Source organism: Paenibacillus terrigena DSM 21567, from assembly GCF_000374845.1.
Lineage (GTDB): Bacteria > Bacillota > Bacilli > Paenibacillales > Paenibacillaceae > Paenibacillus_K > Paenibacillus_K terrigena.
This window is the reverse complement of record NZ_KB895414.1, coordinates 182,017-199,699: the sequence shown is the minus strand read 5'-3', so window position 1 is coordinate 199,699 and position 17,683 is coordinate 182,017. Positions and strand designations below refer to the sequence as shown.

Here is a 17,683-nt window from a genome sequence, read left to right as displayed (position 1 = left end):
TACGCCTTATATTGCGTGCGAAAATATTGCGCAGCATATCAAATTATGTTGCTTGCCTTCCTTTTAAATCCCCCATTATCATGAATCCATGCGGAAGCACGGGCCCGAAATCGCTTTTCAGAATTATTACCCGGGAAAACCTTTCTTCTCTTTTGAAAGCGCTAACGGGTTAGTCTGCAGAACTTCATCGATTTTTTTTATTACGGATTTCGTGAAAGGGGGGATCAAAATCGAGCGTTCACCCGGAACAGGAAAATGGGTGTAAAGGTTTCAGGTATTTCTGTACTTAGAGAATTTAAAAAGGAGCTGGTCTTGATGAATTCGAATAAAAAATGGGTATCCGTCTTGATGGCGGCAGTATTGCTGATGGCCCCGGTTTCTGCGGTGCAGGCGAAATCGCCTGTTCCGGCCGTAACGATCGCGCAGGCGGGAGATGCAGACCAGACGGAAGGAAATGATACAGAAAGTCCACAGGCCGTACCGGATCAACCGGCGGATGGCAGGAAATCTGCAACACCCCCTATCGAGGACAAGGTGAAATTCCGCAATCTCGCGGCAGGCCTTTCCTATGAATGGTCCGAAGCGCCGGAAGCCTCACATCCCGACGACGGGCACAAGCTTACAGATGGAAAATACGCCAAGTTGGATATGAATGACCCGGCGTGGGTAGGACATCTGCGCGGCAAATCGCGCGAAGTCGTGTTCGATTTGGGTAAGGAAAAGTCGATCGGAAAGATTTCAGCTCATTTCTTCCAAGATTATCCTACCAACTCGATCCTCGTGCCGCTGACGGTATCGATGTATGTCTCAGACGATAAGGCGAATTGGGGATTGCTCTCCCATAACGCCACCCAACTGCTCTGGGGGGAAGGACCGCCTAGACAGGAGACCTTTGTGTGGGACGGCAGCCGGGACGGAATCAAAGGTGGGAATACGGATGGCAAGATGGCTTATGCGCGTTATGTGAAAGTCATCTTTACGATGCATCAATCGCAATGGGAATACATTGATGAAATCGAAATTATGGGTACGGACGGTGAGCTGAGTGGAGCCGTGAAGGTTCCTGCCGAGCAGCCTCATTTTTTGGCACCGGGGGAAGCTACGGCCGGGATCCGAAATCTGAATCTGCTGTATAACGGACAGTATGATAATGGTCTGGGTGATTGGAAGAAGGAACGGATTATCCCGAACATCAGCTATGTGAATAAAAATGGCGAGCCGACCGATTGGCTGTTTGACGGCGTGTTATATCTCGGGCTGGCTTCGCCTGCCGGACGGGATTTCGGTGTTGGGCAGACGATCCTAGAGGACTGGAAATGGTATTTAGATAAAACCTTTGCAGCCAAGGGGGATATGCAGCAGTTGAATGAGGCTACCGTGGAAGTCGGAGCCAAGCTGAATCAGCCTGATCATAAAGTGAAGGTTGTACTAATGATTCCGAATCCAGGCGAAGACTTGAAAAATTTTGGCGACGTTGACGGTGACGGCGTATCCGAAAGCTTCAACGATTCCGATGTCGGCAAAGCGAAAGCGCTAGATAACAGGCAAAAAGCGGTGAAGTGGTGGTTGGATCAGGTCCGCCAAAGATGGCAGGCCGAGCATTATTCCAATCTGGAGCTTGTCGGCATGTACTGGCTGGAAGAGCAAATCAGCACAAGCGCTGCGGGACCGGACCTAGTTAAAGCCGTAAGCGGCAAAGTCCATGACATGAACCTGAAATTTTTCTGGATTCCTCACTCCTTGGCATACAAAAGCTATATGTGGAAAGACGTAGGGTTTGATACCGTTGCCTACCAGCCGAACTACTTCTTCGGCGGAATGGATGTTGACCGTCTGGAAGATGCCGCGAATAATGCTAAGCGGTATGGGATGGGGATCGAAGTCGAGTTTGATGACCGGATGTTGACGGACGGCGTATTCCTCGAACGTTATATCGACTACTTGAACAGCGGCGTCTCAACTGGTTTGATGCAAAAAGGGTTTAGAGCTTATTACCAAGGCAATAATGCAGTATACAACTTAGGGGTGAGTAAGGATCCTGATTTGCGTCTAATGTATGACTGGTTGTACCAATATTTGAACGGAACGTACGCCACTAACAACAGCCCGGCGCCAGAGACGATGTCTGAGCTTGTACGGGGTTATGTCGCATCGAAAGAAATCGATTCGGCTTTTGGCAGTGAGTTGTCGAATCGGTTGCAGACCATCAAGCTTCTTCTGGAGCAAAACAAGCCGAAGGATGCCGTAGCAAATATGAAGGATTTTCTCGCGCACATTCACGACCCAGCCGTGCAATCGCAAGGGCTGATTTCCGCTCCGGCAGTAACGATACTTGATACCTACGCTCAAGTTCTCATTCATTCCTGGTCTGACAGCTCGGGGCTCAGCAATTTAGTTCTTGGCAAAAATTATACGGTTTCGAAGCCGCCTAACAGCAACTATCCCGATTCCGGGAACGAACTTACGAACGGCCAATTCGGCGGGACGGATTACGGCAACAAGCAATGGCAGGGATTTGCGGGGAGCGACTACCCTGACGAACGAAGCCGCACAATTACATTTGATTTGGGCAGCAGCAAATCGATCGGGCTAGTTAGAGCTCATTTTCTTCAGGATAGAGGACCCGGTATCTATTTCCCTCAGAGCGTCACTTTTTCCATCTCATCTGACGGCCAATCCTGGAGCCGGCTTGCAACCGTTACTCCACCACCGGCACAAGATGCAGCCTCAGCCGAGTTCGTGAGCTGGAGCGGGATAATTGACGGTGTGCCGGGAGAAGCGGGAGCTGATAAAGTGTACGCCCGCTACGTCAAGGTCGAATTCCCGGTCAACGTCTGGGTCTTCCTTGATGAAATCGAAGTTCTCGGCATTGACGTTGATAAGAGCAAGCTGAGAGCGGATATCGATCAAGCGAAGAAGCTGCATGACGATACGAGCGTAGGTTCAGCGCCAGGGCAAGTCTCCGAAGCAGCTCAAGCGAAGCTGGTTACTGCGATCGCTGCTGCCCAGACGGTGTACGATAGAAGCGCGGCGAAGCAAGACGAAGTCGATACAGCAGTGAACGCACTAAGCGACGCGGTGAAGGAATTTAGAAGTGCGATTGTGCCCCCGAAGCCGGATACGCCTACGATGACGCTAACGGGTAAAAGCACGGTTGCGGCAGGAGAAGAGTTTACGGTTACTCTCGGACTCGATCGAGTGAGCGGTTCCGTATACGCACAAGATTTATCCTTGCAGTACGATGCGGCTGCGATGACGTATGTCGGTGCAGAATCCATCTTGCCAGGCGTGAGCATTGTGGATAAAATGACAACGTCAGAGGGCAAGCTCCGGTTCATCGTCGCGAGTGAAGGAGCAGCACATGGCGTTCGCGATAAAGCGAACGTATTGAAGCTGACATTCCGGGCCAAGAATGTGACGGCGCCGATAACGGGGACGATTGCCGTATCGAATGCGCTTGTCGCAGACGATCAAGGGGCGGAATCAAGCATTAGGGCCGCATCGCTGACGATTCAAGTGACTGTCGTTACGCCGGGCAATTCTGGCGATGTTAACGGTGACGGCAAGGTCAGCATCGGCGATTTGGCCATCGCGGCGGCAAATTATGGCCGGACCAGCCAAGATCCGAACTGGGCGGCGATTAAAGCTTGCGATCTCAACGGTGATGGCAAAATTGATATCGCGGACTTGGCGGCTATCGCGAAGCAGATTGTGAAGTAAACGGGAATTTAAGGAAGCAAGGCACCCATTCGGGAGGAATGGGTGCTTTTTTTAACTGAGAATTTCATGACTTGACTCTTACCTAAGGGGAGACCTTACACTGAGCAGAGGAGGTGCATTTACATGCATTATACGGTCAACGAAGTATCAAGAATGTCCAATGTAACGATCAAAACCTTACATCACTATCATAAAATGGGCCTGCTCATCCCAAAGGAGATCAGCGATGCGGGGTACCGGTTATATGGAACCAAAGCGCTGGAGCGTCTGCAGCAAATATTGTTCTATCGTGAATTGGAGTTCCCGCTCGAACAAATCAAACAATTGCTTGAAGGCGAACCCGATCGCATTCAAATTCTGGGTGAGCAGGAGAAGCTGCTTGAGGCACGTCAGCAAAGGCTGGAACGTATTCTTCAGACTCTACGCGAATCCAAGGATGGGACACGGACGGATGTGGAAGAATTATTCCGGGGGTTTGAGAGTGACGAAGCCTGGAGAGAGGCGCTGGATGCGCAGCGGCAGCACTTGAAGCAAGCCTATGATTATGATCTTCATGAAGCGGGTCCGATCGATGTGCCGGAGATGAATGAACAAGCCAAGGAAGCGATGGCGTTTATGGCGGGAATGGCGGAATCGCTAAGGAATGGCGTGAAGCATCACGATGAGAAGATACGGCAGCGGATAGGCAGTCATCTTGATTTTCTGAACGCACACGGGCATACGATAACGCCGACTGATTTTGCTGCGCAGACCCAGTTTTTCTTAACGGATGATTTCCATCTTCAAATGTTAGAAGGTCAGCAGACGGGATTGGCTTATTATCTTGCAGCAGCTGCAGCGTCCTTCTGCATAGATCCTAGGTAGTATTAGCTCGTATATTCGATACCATCCGGACGAGTTTGTCGAGTGGAAAGTCTAGATAAGCATCGAGAGCTCCGCGATTCGCGGAGCTCTTTCTGATGCGTTGGGGGATCTGATAGCTTCGTTCAGGCATCGCATTTCAGCAGCTTATCGATCGTCTGCATCATAAGCCTTATACCCTTCTGATGGTATCGGAACTGATTCATACTGCCGATCAGATATGCGTCAGTAGCGGGATGGTAGAACATGAAGGACCCTGTTGAGCCTGCATTGCCCCAGGCATGGTATTTGGCCGGCATGAGGATGGGGATGGCTCGAAAACGCATCACCCCGTAGCCGTAATCAATTCCTGGAAAGAATCTCGCCCAATCCTTCATCATTGTGTCTATCGTCTGCGAACAAATCAGCTCATGGCCTACAAGAGCTCGCATAAATCGCAGCAGGTCTTCCGTCGTCGATACAATCCCGCCACCGGCGTACATGAAGCTAATACTGTTATAATCCGTCACATCGATGTGTCGAACGAATAAACGCGCTAATGGATATTCACTTTGGTGCATCGGTTTACCGGGTGCAATATAAGAGTCATACATGCGGAGCGGCGCGAAAATATAAATTAGCAGAACATCGTGATAAGGCAGGCTGGTGACTTTCTCAATGATGAGCCCCAAGAGATGATAGCCCGTATCTGAGTAGTGAAATCCTTTGCCCGGCGGGAAATGTCCGTGTAGATGGGCTTTGGCCCACAGCAGAGCTTCCTGCGGCGTCCATGTTCGCTCTGGTTCATCGATAATCCTATCAATCATCGATTTCCCCTGCTTCGGTTGATCCTCGAAAAAGCAATGAAGCCCTGACGTATGATTTAATAAATGCCTGATTTGGATCTCACTCGTATAATCCTTGCCTTTATAGAAGTGCAGCTGATGCAGCAGATCTTGGTCCAGATACCGTGAGATGGGGTCTTCATAGGCCAGCTGCCCCTTTTCTACCAGCATGCCAATAAGAACGGACGTGAACAATTTACTGATACTTGCGATGTAGAAAGGTTGCTCAGGATGGATCGTGTGATGTTCGGCCCGACCTTCCGCCAAGTTCAAGTGAATGCCGAGCCGATCGGAGTGCACCAGCAGAGATGCATGCTGGATTTTCGAGTCGTTATGTACTTTTTTACAAAAATGTTCCGTGATGGCGACCTCGGTTTGTTCCTTTTTCATCGTCTGTCATTCCTTTCAACATAGGATCAATTTGAATGTTACTTGTGCGGAAAATGGAGTTTCGTGTAACCGGCAGAAGCAATACGATCGAATACAAATTCAATGCAGGGGATCAGGGTAATGTCTATTTAGATTATATGATGAACTATTATTATCTAAATCCGGATCCGAGGGATGTCTCCAAATTATAAAAAAATGACTTGTTCTCATAAATACATCCATTCGCATCGTCGCTACAATGAGGGCATTACCTAAGAACAAAGGAGATTGATCTCATTGAAGAAACCTTGGAAAATTTATGTGATTCATCACTCCCATACCGATATTGGTTATACAGACCGTCAAGAGAAAATCGAGCAGTATCATGTCGGGTTTATTCGTCAGGCTTTGCAGATTCTTAGCGATGCATCGTCTGGCAGACAGCCGACCTGGCAGGGATTCAAATGGTGCTGCGAGACCTTCTGGGCTGTGGAACGATTTTTGGAACAGGCGACACCGCAGGAGCAATCCGCTTTTGCGGAAGCAGTACGTAATGGGGATATCGAGCTATCCGGGACCTATTTGAATATGACCGAATTGCCGGATGAACATCTTCTACGGAGCATTCTTAGCAAGGCGGTTACGTACGGGCGCAGTATCGGACATAAAGTGGATTCTGCGATGACGGCGGATATCAATGGTTATAGCTGGGGTTATGCGCAGAGTTTGATCGATTCAGGAATACAGCATCTATTCTCTTGCGTGCATACGCATCACGGGATGTTCCCGTTAGGCCGCAAGCAGACCCCATTCTGGTGGGAGACATCCCGCGGGGACAAGCTGCTCGTCTGGAATGGAGATCATTATATGCTCGGCAATGAGCTCGCCCTCTGTCCGGACGCGGTCGGCAGTTATATGATTCGCGATGAGCTCGTGACGCCTGCAATCGTCGAGAATCAGATGGAAATTGCGGAGATACGAATTCAGCGGTATTTGGCACAGCTGGAAACGGAAGCGTACCCAGCTGATTTCGTCCCTGTTATGATCTCGGGCCTAGCGACAGATAATGGAGCTCCGAACGGCCAATTAATGACGTTCATCCATGAGTGGAATGCGAAGCATGGCGATTCAATTCATATCGAAATGACGACATTAAGCCATTTCTTCGAGATCGTCAAACAATCTGATATCGATATTCCAGTGTATCGCGGCGATTGGCCGGATTGGTGGTCTGACGGCGTGAATTCCACAGCGCTTCACACGCAGATGTTCCGGGATGCGCAGCGGACGCTTCGGAAAATTCGGCAGATGGACCCTAGCCACGAAGTCATTTCGCCTCAAGAAATTACGGCGATCGAGCAGCCTTTGGTCATGTACGCGGAACATACGTGGGGCTTCCATTCTTCGATCTATGAACCATGGCATTCGCAGGTCATGCAGCTCGGCATTCGGAAGGAAGCCTACGCATCTAACGCAAGCACACTCGCATATCGTGCGTGGGATAAGCTCCTGCATAGCCAGGGTGAAGCACTTCTGTATCCGAATCGTCCTTTCCGATATCGGGTGTTGAATACAAATCCTACGCCTTCACGTGAACTCGTTGAATTGAACCTGGAGGGGTATGAGGTCGTTCGATTCAAGGATGGACTGGAAGTGATCGATGCGGCTACGGGGAGTGTCATTCCTCACCAGAAGAGTGGGTATCAGAGCTATACGGTGAATGTAGCATTGGATTCAATGGCAAGCAAAGAATTCTATCTGCAGCCCGTGAAGCATGTTGAGCCGAGAACAACGAACAATGTGCAGTTGATTGGTGCCGATCAAGTCTATGATATCGCAGACATCTATCCAGGTGGCGGCGATCAGCAAAGCATTAAGGTCAGTAGGCATGCGATTGAATCGGATTATGTGCAGATCAGCTGGAACGATGAGGGGATCGTAAGCTGGTTGAACAAGGAAACGGGAGAAGACCTGCTGCGGGCAGATCGTGATCATCATGCGTTTACGCCGATCTATGAGGTGACTCCGGCAACGGATGCGAGGGATGGGGGAAGCCAGTGCGCAGTTCGGAGGCAGATGGGCCGTAATCGTAAAGGCTTGAATGTACAGCGCTCTATTGGACGAATCATGCAAATGAAGGAAGGCAACAAAGGGCCATTGTTCGCAAGGGTTGAACTACATTATGAAGTCGCTGGCATGACTTATTATTCGGTCCATCTAAAGGTTTATGCCGATTCGAATCGTGTGGACGTATCCGTTCGCTTGCATAAGGACAGCGTATGGAATCCGGAGAATCTCTACATCTCGGTGCCGTTTACGCTGGGTGTGAAAGACCACGAGACGCTCTGGCTCGATAAAGCTGGTGCGCCAATTCGACCCGGTGTGGATCAACTGCCTGGTACGTGTCTCGATTACTATTGCATTCAGGAGGGCCTCAGTCTTACAAATCAAGAGAACGGCCATCAGGAGGCACTGCTCATAGCGACGCCGGATACACCGTTGATTCAGTTAGGCTCCCTTGCACATGACAAGCGGATTGTCCATACCCAGCAGACGGGTGATGAACCGAGACATCTCTATGTGTGGGCATTGAGCAATTATTGGGAGACCAATTTCAAAGCGACTGTGGGCGGATTCTACGAATTCCACTATCGCATGCAGTATGACTCGAACATTCCTTCACCTGAAGCGGCGATGAATCGTGTGCGATCACTCGCCTCAGGATTCACCGTTGCTCGAGTGGATCGTTAATACCGTATAAGAACGGCAAGCTCTTCCTTCATGGAGGCGGCTTGCCGTTTTCTATTGGCAATCCGTATAGAAGATAAACAATGATCGAAATGAAGTGAATCGTATGGATATAATTGACAATTTCTTTGATGTATATTATGATACAAACAAACGTTCGTTAATTGACGAACATCTATGTTCGTGCTAATAATCCATTGAAGGATGAGGTGTGATGGTGAACCATAAAGTCTCTTCAAGTTCGAATTCAGATAAAATCGTCGGACAGACGGCGAGCGTCGGTTTCCAGGTTGGTGTAAGGCGAACATTGCCTATCACGAGAGAACAGGCGTGGGCGTATCTCGTCTCTTCGGAAGGGAAGTCGCTATGGATTGGAGACGAGAACACGCTTCAACAATTGCAAGTCGGGGAATTCTTCGAATCCCGGGATGGCATCTCTGGACAATTGCGGGTATTGAAGCCGCTTCACCAGCTTCGCATGGCATGGAGCACGAGGGTATGGGAACGCCCGTCTACACTGCAAATTCGACTGTTATCCGATAAACCGGACAGAATCACGATCAGTTTTCATCAAGAGAAGCTAGCAGATGCAGATACACGTGAGCAAATGAAGCTGCACTGGGAACAAGTACTAGCGACGCTTGCAGTTCGAACAAGTTCGCTGATTCATGGGGACAGTGAAGAGGAGATGCGCAGCCAATGAGATGGTGCATCGATTGAACTGATGGTGATGTGACATGTGCAGCTTTACAATTTTCCATGAGGATGTTAAGATTTTTCAACCATCAGTTGAGCAATATGAATGATCATGGAGGCATTTTAATGAGTCAACGCTATCGTATTACTAGAGAATTTCAGGAAAATGACAATACAGCACAAACCATTTCTTTGGAAGAGTGCCAAGCGTATTTTGCATCCAAACCTGATTTTTCGTATACATCTGTTTTTACAGTAACAAACGCTACCGGCAGCATGTCCATTGAGGGAGATTTTTTCATGTGGAGCTACAATGATACCAAGATCCCATTCCGGTATTATCAAGGGGATATATACGTATCGGGCACCAATGAAGCCGTAATTCCCAAGATGATGGAGGTCGCGGGAGAATTACGGGCGGATGTGGCAGAAGGATAATCTCAGTGGTAGTCAGCGCAGCGCATCTGGAGATCCTATCGACAAGCGAAGATACAAGTAAAAGAGGTGCGATCACACGCATCTCTTTTTGCATTTGAAAACCCATGCCGGGGGTACATTCATCCAGGTATACCCGATGTCTATCAACGAGAAATGGGTCTGGAATTGTGGCCTAAGAAGTAGGGTATATTGGAAGGCGACAAAGATTCCATTAGGTGTCAATGATTCATGAATCGCGTCAAATATTTGATATCTTATTGTCTCGGTGAAATTCGCGAAGGGGAGTCCCGAGACGATGAGATCAAAGGGCCGCCCCGATGCACTCACCACCTCTCCTAACTGCAGCGCATCGCCCAGCAGATAACAGGATGGAAAGCGACGTGCCAACATTTCGCGAAAGTTAGCGTTGGCTTCGAACAAATAGAGTTGACTATGCGCAGGCATCTGCTGCTGAATCGATTGCGTAAATACACCGGTACCGGGACCGAGCTCTGCGATTTGCCGCATCTTATGCCAAGGAATCGTTTTCGGCAGCATTTTGCGGGTTAGGAACGGTGAACTCGGGATGATGCTCCCCACTTGTCCTGCATGGCTAAGAAATTCTCTGATAAAGGAAGGCTTTCTCATTCGGCGTACACCTTCTTCTCCAGTAAAAAATGGCTGAACCAGGCTAATCCGATCGTTAGCACGAGCACCGTGAAGAAATAAGGAAATAACGAGAACACCATGGACCATAAGAACAATCCAGCGACAAAGCTGACGAAGGTGAGGAGAAGGGAGAGCTTGCCGACCCATTGACCAATGAATAGGCTCATGGCACACAGCAGGACGATAGAAATGGAACTGAGTACGATGCTAATGATGAACAATAGTTTGGGACCATCGATTGTGATTAAGGGTTCCGCGCGGAATAGTAGTCCATGGCTAACCTTGTATTGAATCCATAGTGAAATCGCTGTGATAGTGAAGATCATGCAGGCTTCAAGAAGAATAACGAGGGATTTTGTTAGAAGCAGATAGGAACGAGGAACGGGTAAAACAAATAGTTGGTAAATGGAATGCTGCTTCCATTCATCCCGCCAAGTGGAGAAGGAGCGTAAAAAAGGAAGGATCAGCATGGCGCATAGCAGTGCGATATTCAGCGACATCAAATACGAAAGCTGATCTGAACTTGTATGCGCTGTAAGGAAGATGATCGCGATATTCAGGAGGATGTGGGCGCATAGCAGAATCCATAACACATTTCTCCGATTGCGAATTTCGGTTAACAGCAGTCTTTTAAAGGCGTGCACCGTCATAAACCTCCTTCAAGATATCGAGTAGTGATTGATTACGCGTTTGTTTGAGATTCTCGACCTGGCCCGTGAGCAGCAATCGCCCTTCATAAAGGAATAGAATTTCATCAAGCAAATGCTCTGTTTCCGTTATTTCTTGGGTAGTAATAAGAATGGTCTGTCCTTCCTCGATGAAGTCATCGATGATCGCTTGTGCAATTTGCTGTCTAGCGAAGGGATCTATGCCAGAGAAGGGTTCATCCATCAGGATGTACCTCGCTTGCCTGCTTAGAGTGAGTAATAATTTCATCTTGGCGCGCGTGCCTTTGGAAGCCTGTCGGATAGGGGAAGAAGCGGTTAACTCGAAGTAATCTAATAATCGATGTGCCTTATCTGGATCCCAATCCCAGTAGAAACCCCGCATGTATTTCATGGCGTCGGACAATGTCATCCATGGATACAAGATATCCATATCCGGCAAATATGCTGTCGAGGCTCGCGTAGAAATGCTTGGCGAGGCACCATCGAAGGTGATAGAGCCTTGATCGAGCTTCAGCAAGCCCGCCATCGCTTTGAGCAAGGTTGATTTTCCTGCGCCATTCGTCCCGAGCAGCCCGATGATTTGACCTTCTTCGACGGTGATCGATACATCATTTAACGCTAATTTGTTACCAAATCGCTTGAATGCGTTAGATACTTGGATCACGAGGATGTTCCCCTCTCAAGATAGGATTGAATGAGCGTAAGAATCTCTGAATCGGATTTCTCGAAAGATCGCAGCAGCCCCATGCTCTGATGTATAGCCTCGTATAATGCTTCTTCCCGAATGGCAGCGAGTACAGCAGCATCACTCGTAATGAAGCTCCCTTGACCGCGATGCGTTACGATGAGGTTCATATCTTCCATTTCTTTGTACGCTCTCTGGATCGTATTGGGATTGACACCCAGCGTCTTGGCGAGCTCACGGCGTGAGGGAATTACTTGACCAAGGGTATACGTCCCGTTGAACAATTTGAGCTTAATGTCTTGAATGATTTGTGCATAAATGGGTTCGATTTTATTGAACTCCATGATCGCCTCCAAGCCGGCAATGACTACCACTGTGTTAATTAATTAATACAGTAATACAACAATAATTGGAAGTCAATGGGAATGAGCGGATATATACAAAAAACACCAGTGGATGCTTCCCCTGGTGTCTCTCACTACTATTGAATAAGCAATTGAAGTGGGTCCTGTCTTATTGGAAATTAAGCCCGTTACCGATAACTTGCCGCTGCCTTGTTGGAGGTGGCGTGTTGGAACTCGCAGGCTGGTTGACGATGTTGGCTGCTTGCGTCTGCGTTGTTGACGTTGTTTTACAATCACTTGGTGGTCCGATGACAACCGTCTTCGTAATTGGTGCGAACGTTTCTTTCACTTTGGCTTCGTCCAGACAATACGTGTCCGCCCATATTTGTGCTGGCGTCAATCGGAGAATATCCGAACCTGCAATGAATTCTGGGACTGGGGCGTCGAAGATTGCGAGCAGATGTGTATTATCTGATGTCGCGACCTCGTAGTGCCACCATCCTTGCGGAACATTGGCCACTTGTCCAGGTTGAATCGGATAATTGCCCAATTCATTGGTGAACGGATTGAGGATCGAGACGACAGTAGAGCCTGAGATAGCATATACCAATTCCGTCGCATTCTGATGGTAATGAGGCTCCACGATATTATCTTTGCTGAGGAAGATGTCGAGCAGTGAGGCATTCCCCAACGTATTAAGTTGATTGACGGATAATGCGAGAATGTAGTTGTTTGCATCCTTTTTGTAAAAGGGATTATTCTTCAGATCGTAAGTAAACTGAACGGTTGGAGACGTGAAGTCCATATAAGAGACTGCCAATGTGTTCCCTGCCCTTCGCGAATGTAGTAGGCATAAGCCCGATGGAATAGGTTATGTCACAATGATCCAAATTGCGCCTATCAATTGGGATAGCATCATTAGCCGTCAAGTACAAGCAGGTGTATGTGTGTTGGACTAGATGTCAAAAATACGGTTGACAAATCAATTGGCGATCCATATAATAACAAATAATTGAATGAATCTTAAATGTACCGATTAGAAATAGTAGAAGTGTATTGACTTTTCAGAGAGCCGCTGGTAGGTGCGAAGCGGTAATGTCGTTCATTTCGAACTCGTCTATGAACAGCTGCCTGAATGATGTAGGGTAAGCCGGAATTCCACCGTTATAAGGATAGATGGTGATGGCCATCGAAGGAGATCATTTCTGAAGTAGAAATGAATTAGAGTGGTACCGCGAGTTCAACCTCGTCTCTATACATAGAGACGGGGTTTTTTTGTTGGTTAAATTCCGGGTTTAACTAACAAACCTAACGCATATAGAACATCCATGACATGGTTAACGAACGAAAATTAGAGGAGGAATTCAAATGAGTCGCAATATTATCGTGTTCGATACGACACTACGAGATGGAGAACAGGTTCCAGGCGCGAAATTGAATTTACATCAAAAAATAGAGATTGCTCAACAGTTAAAACGTCTTCAAGTCGATATTATCGAAGCAGGATTTCCTGCCTCTTCCCTTGGAGATTTCCAAGCGGTGCAAGAAATTGCCCGCAGTGTAGGGGATACGGTCTCGATTACAGCGCTGGCACGTGCCGTGAAAGGCGATATTGATGCGGTCTATGAGAGCATTAAACTTGCACAAAATCCGTTGATTCATATCGTACTGGGTACGTCGAACATTCACGTGGAGAAGAAATTCAACCGTTCGAAGGACGCGGTGTTGCAAATGGGTGTTGATGCGGTGAAGTACGCGAAGACACTGTTGCCGAATGTACAATATTCTACGGAAGATGCTTCAAGATCGGATTTCGAATATTTGTGGGGAACGATTGAGGCTGTGGTGAAGGCTGGAGCGACGATGATTAACGTACCGGATACGGTAGGTTACGCGGTTCCAGAGGAATTCGGTCATTTGATTTACCGTATCAATGATCGGCTGAAGAACTTAAATCCCGATGTCATTCTAAGTGTTCATTGTCATAATGATCTAGGCATGGCAACAGCGAACACGCTGAGTGCGATTAAGAACGGAGCGCAGAAAATCGAATGTACGATTAACGGCCTTGGTGAACGTGCGGGGAATGCTTCGCTTGAAGAGGTCATTATGGGGTTAAAAGTCAGAGAGAATTTCTATGGCTGCACGACGAACATCAATACGAAGGAGCTTGTACGAACGTCTCGCTTGGTCAGTCATTTGACAGGTCTGGATGTCCAAGTGAACAAGGCAATCACGGGCGAAAATGCATTTGCGCACTCGTCAGGCATTCATCAAGATGGATTGCTTAAAGATAAACAGGTCTATGAGATCATGACACCGGAGGAAGTGGGAGCCGAGAGTATGGAATTGATCTTGACTGCTCGTTCGGGTCGTCATGCGTTTAAGAATGCCGTCGAGAAGATGGGCTTCGATACAAGTGATGCTGCGGACTTCGAGCAGTTGTTCAACAAATTCCTAACCCTTGCGGATGCGAAAAAAGAAGTCTATGACCATGATGTCTTCTACCTGGTGACGAATCACCGGACACTAGCACAAGGCGAGCATCAGCTCTATGAACTGGAATCGTTCCAAGTGGTAAGCAACGAGCTGCATCCGACGGCAACGGTTCGATTGCGAAAAGGGGATGAAATCCTAACCGATAGCAGTGTAGGAGATGGACCTATAGATGCGTTGTATAGTGTCATTCGGACGTTGGTCGGACTCGATGTGGAGTTGAAGGATTATAAGATTAACAGTCTTTCTCGCGGCAAAGATGCAGTCGGACGGGTCAATATTCGGATTGTCTATCAAGATAAGGTCTATACAGGACGTGCGATGGATACAGACATCATTAAGGCAAGTGCTATTGCCTTCTTGAATGGGATCAATGCGATTCTGTTGGATGCGACGGTAAGCTAAATCAGCAATTACGTACATGTACACAGCAAAGAGCCCTCGGGGAAACCCAGGGCTCTTTTGCTACATAGCACTGACTTAGCAGCTTCCTTCGCGATAAGCAGATGGAGAACACCCAACTTGGCGCTTAAAAGCGCGGGAGAACATATACAGGTCAGGATATCCGACGGATAATGCGATTTCGCCAATCGGTAAGCTGGAGCTGCATAAAAGTTCTTTCGCGCGATCCAGCCGAAGCTGCTGCAAATATTGCTGAGGAGATTGCCCTGTATTTTGTGTGAATTGCTGTGTGAAATAAGAACGATGAAACCCAAAGAGGTGCGCAATCGCTTCAATTCGCAATGGCTCCGCATAATGCAGCTGAAGGAATTGATGCACCTCATGAATCCAATCCGCATTGGACGGTGCTTTGACGTTATCGTGCTCTTCCGGGTAAATCTCTAACTGTTCGAACAGTCGAAGTAGTACAGCGAGGAGGGTGAGATGTCGCCGCCATTTTGGCTCCTCACCCCAGATGATCTGCTCCACCTCCTGTAGTAGGTGTATCACCGCTTCATCTACAACCGAAGAACGGTAAGGAAGATGAAGGGGAAGCCCCATGGCTCGCATCAGTTCACGCATTTGCGGACCTTCTAACGTGAGCCAAACCATCCTTAGCTCTTTATCTGAGGCGATTCGATATTCATAGGTGTTATGAGGGAATAAACAGAACAAGTCGCCCGCATGCAGTAGAACTACTTCATCCTCATGAACAAGCTGGAGATCTCCGCTGACGATGAAATGCAATCCATAACAATCAATTTGCTTCGGACCCACATGATAATTGGGTTTGGCGAGATTGCGACCCGCGCGGACAAGCCAGAAGCCTCCGGTACGTTCAACCTTGGAGGGCATGTGGTGCCAGAGATCCGCGAATTCGACGGCATGTTCTTTCATGAGCCACCTCCAACCTAACATTTTGCTAAATACATTATGTCATTTTCAAATGAGCTGAGACAAGATAATCTTCTAAGTAATCATGAAGAAAATGAAGCTTAAGGAGAGGGTTGTGTGAGCAGACCGAACATTTTGTTGATAACGAGCGATCAGCAGCACTGGGATACGATCGGGGCATTTAACCGTGAGATCCATACGCCGAATCTGGACCGACTAGTACGGGAGGGGACGACCTTCACACGCGCTTATTGTCCGAATCCGACATGCACGCCGACACGCGCTTCGATAATTACAGGGATGTATCCGAGTCAACATGGCGCATGGACGTTAGGGACGAAGCTGCACGAGGACCGCCATACGGTTGGGGAAGACTTCAGCGCCGCAGGCTATACGACGGCGTTGATCGGGAAAGCTCACTTTCAGCCACTTCATGGTACGGAGGAATATCCCTCGCTCGAAGCTTATCCGATATTGCAGGACTTGGAATTCTGGCGTTCGTATAAGGGGCCTTTCTATGGATTCGATCATGTGGAATTGGCTCGGAATCATACGAATGAAGCACATGTGGGACAGCATTATGCTTTATGGCTGGAGGAGAAAGGTTGTACGAACTGGCGAGATTACTTCGTGGCGCCTACGGGGACGATGGATCGTGCAATCAAGCACACGTGGCCGATTCCAGAGGAATTTCATTATAATACGTGGATTGCGGAGCGAACGAATGCGGTGCTCGAGCAATCGAAGGCGGGAGATAAGCCTTTCTTCTTGTGGTCCAGCTTCTTCGACCCGCATCCTGATTATCTTGTACCTGCGCCATGGGATGCGATGTATGACCCCGATAATCTAACGATTCCAAGCATATCGACAGGGGAGCATGATCGGAATCCGCCGCATTTTGCGATGACGCAGGAGGAACGGCCGGATTTCAGTCACTTGCGAGAGACAGGCAACGGGATTCATGGTTATCATTCGCATTTGACGCCTGAATCTGAGCGAAAGCAGCTCGTTGCAACCTATTACGGGATGATCAGTCTGATGGACAAATATATTGGACGTATTATGGATAAGCTGGATGAGCTCGATCTCACGGAGAATACAATCGTCGTGTTCACGACCGATCATGGGCATTTCTTTGGGCAGCATGGGCTCCAGCACAAAGGCGGATTCCATTACGAAGATTTGATGAAGCTGCCGTTCATTGTGCGCTATCCAGATCATGTGCCAAGCGGAGTTCAGTCTTCTGCGATCCAATCGCTCGTAGATTTGGCGCCGACATTCCTCAGCTTCTGTGGTATCGATATCCCGCCGATCATGACGGGGGTGGATCAAAGTGAGGTCTGGCGTGGGTCCAATGTGTGCGTGAGAGATCATGCGATCTGTGAATTCCATCATGAGCCGACAACGATTCATCAGAAGACTTATATTGATGAGCGTTACAAGATAACCGTCTATTATAATCAGACCTATGGTGAGATCTTCGATCTCGAACAGGACCCGCAAGAACGCCACAATTTGTGGAAAGATCCTGCATACCAGTCATTAAAATCAGAACTATTGCTGAAATACATATGGGCGGAGCTCGGGAAAGAACCGATGCCTATGCCTCGCATCTGGCATGCTTAGTTCGTAGAGCTCGAACCCCCTGCCTAAAATTGGATCCAGTAGATTTCCCAGCGATCATCCTCTGAAGTGTAGTAGCATCATCGAGCTCAATCCACCCTTTGCCATGCATCACGACGTGGAGACTGTAATCTTTCACTCCGGTTTCTCGATTGACGTTGTGAATTGTTATTTATTTCCTATGTCTAGTGATATATAATTTCAATGAATTCATGAATATAGTTGTAT

Annotated in this window: 15 protein-coding genes and 1 other annotated feature; of the genes, 8 read left to right on the top strand and 7 right to left on the bottom strand. The window is 48.2% G+C overall.

Annotated features, from left to right (window positions below):
* Positions 1-315: 315 nt before the first annotated feature.
* Both C558_RS32510 and C558_RS0108895 read left to right on the top strand, forming a co-directional pair.
* Positions 316-3,720 carry a DUF4855 domain-containing protein gene (locus tag C558_RS32510; protein WP_018755915.1) on the top strand — a complete coding sequence of 1,135 codons (3,405 nt, stop codon included), beginning with the start codon at positions 316-318 and terminating at the stop codon, positions 3,718-3,720.
* A 123-nt stretch (positions 3,721-3,843) separates the two neighbouring features.
* A complete protein-coding gene (locus C558_RS0108895; protein WP_018755914.1) occupies positions 3,844-4,584 on the top strand; it encodes a MerR family transcriptional regulator in 741 nt (246 codons plus the stop codon).
* Positions 4,585-4,706: 122 nt separating this feature from the next.
* Here C558_RS0108895 and C558_RS0108890 read toward each other — a convergent pair whose 3' ends face one another.
* Complete coding sequence (locus tag C558_RS0108890) at positions 4,707-5,795, bottom strand: serine hydrolase domain-containing protein (RefSeq protein ID WP_018755913.1); 1,089 nt, start codon at positions 5,793-5,795, stop codon at positions 4,707-4,709.
* 53 nt (positions 5,796-5,848) lie between these two features.
* Here C558_RS0108890 and C558_RS33705 point away from each other — a divergent pair, with 53 nt between their 5' ends.
* The 4 genes from C558_RS33705 to C558_RS0108870 all read left to right on the top strand — a co-directional run bounded on the left by C558_RS33705 (position 5,849) and on the right by C558_RS0108870 (position 9,656).
* Entirely contained in the window at positions 5,849-5,986 is a 138-nt protein-coding gene (locus tag C558_RS33705) for a hypothetical protein (RefSeq protein WP_156826048.1), read from the top strand.
* Between the two features lie 85 nt (positions 5,987-6,071).
* On the top strand, positions 6,072-8,525 hold the full coding sequence (locus tag C558_RS0108880) for a glycoside hydrolase family 38 N-terminal domain-containing protein (protein WP_018755911.1): 2,454 nt from the start codon (positions 6,072-6,074) through the stop codon (positions 8,523-8,525).
* A gap of 211 nt (positions 8,526-8,736) precedes the next feature.
* Complete coding sequence (locus tag C558_RS0108875; RefSeq protein WP_018755910.1) at positions 8,737-9,225, top strand: SRPBCC domain-containing protein; 489 nt, start codon at positions 8,737-8,739, stop codon at positions 9,223-9,225.
* Positions 9,226-9,344: 119 nt separating this feature from the next.
* The gene (locus C558_RS0108870) at positions 9,345-9,656 is read left to right on the top strand and encodes a hypothetical protein (RefSeq protein WP_018755909.1); all 312 of its coding nucleotides are present in this window, start codon (positions 9,345-9,347) and stop codon (positions 9,654-9,656) included.
* 72 nt (positions 9,657-9,728) lie between these two features.
* Here C558_RS0108870 and C558_RS0108865 read toward each other — a convergent pair whose 3' ends face one another.
* The 5 genes from C558_RS0108865 to C558_RS0108845 form a co-directional block, all read right to left on the bottom strand.
* On the bottom strand, positions 9,729-10,283 hold the full coding sequence (locus C558_RS0108865; RefSeq protein ID WP_018755908.1) for a class I SAM-dependent methyltransferase: 555 nt from the start codon (positions 10,281-10,283) through the stop codon (positions 9,729-9,731).
* Positions 10,280-10,948, bottom strand: a complete 669-nt coding sequence (locus C558_RS0108860; protein ID WP_018755907.1) for an ABC transporter permease — start codon at positions 10,946-10,948, stop codon at positions 10,280-10,282. The genes C558_RS0108865 and C558_RS0108860 overlap by 4 nt, the downstream gene beginning before the upstream one ends.
* The gene (locus C558_RS0108855) at positions 10,935-11,636 is read right to left on the bottom strand and encodes an ABC transporter ATP-binding protein (protein WP_018755906.1); all 702 of its coding nucleotides are present in this window, start codon (positions 11,634-11,636) and stop codon (positions 10,935-10,937) included. The genes C558_RS0108860 and C558_RS0108855 overlap by 14 nt, the downstream gene beginning before the upstream one ends.
* Positions 11,633-12,001, bottom strand: coding sequence for a GntR family transcriptional regulator (locus C558_RS0108850; RefSeq protein WP_018755905.1), 369 nt, complete (start codon positions 11,999-12,001; stop codon positions 11,633-11,635). The genes C558_RS0108855 and C558_RS0108850 overlap by 4 nt, the downstream gene beginning before the upstream one ends.
* 169 nt (positions 12,002-12,170) lie before the next feature.
* A complete protein-coding gene (locus tag C558_RS0108845; RefSeq protein ID WP_018755904.1) occupies positions 12,171-12,821 on the bottom strand; it encodes a cupin domain-containing protein in 651 nt (216 codons plus the stop codon).
* A 203-nt stretch (positions 12,822-13,024) separates the two neighbouring features.
* Positions 13,025-13,258 (top strand) — a binding site (T-box leader).
* Positions 13,259-13,369: 111 nt separating this feature from the next.
* On the opposite strand from C558_RS0108845, the gene C558_RS0108840 reads away from it, so the two are divergent.
* Positions 13,370-14,902, top strand: coding sequence for a 2-isopropylmalate synthase (locus C558_RS0108840; RefSeq protein ID WP_018755903.1), 1,533 nt, complete (start codon positions 13,370-13,372; stop codon positions 14,900-14,902).
* A gap of 75 nt (positions 14,903-14,977) precedes the next feature.
* On the opposite strand, the gene C558_RS0108835 is transcribed toward C558_RS0108840, so the two are convergent.
* Positions 14,978-15,835: a helix-turn-helix domain-containing protein gene (locus C558_RS0108835; protein WP_018755902.1), complete on the bottom strand. Its 858-nt coding sequence runs from the start codon at positions 15,833-15,835 to the stop codon at positions 14,978-14,980.
* A gap of 114 nt (positions 15,836-15,949) precedes the next feature.
* On the opposite strand from C558_RS0108835, the gene C558_RS0108830 reads away from it, so the two are divergent.
* Entirely contained in the window at positions 15,950-17,458 is a 1,509-nt protein-coding gene (locus C558_RS0108830) for a sulfatase family protein (RefSeq protein WP_018755901.1), read from the top strand.
* Positions 17,459-17,683: the final 225 nt, after the last annotated feature.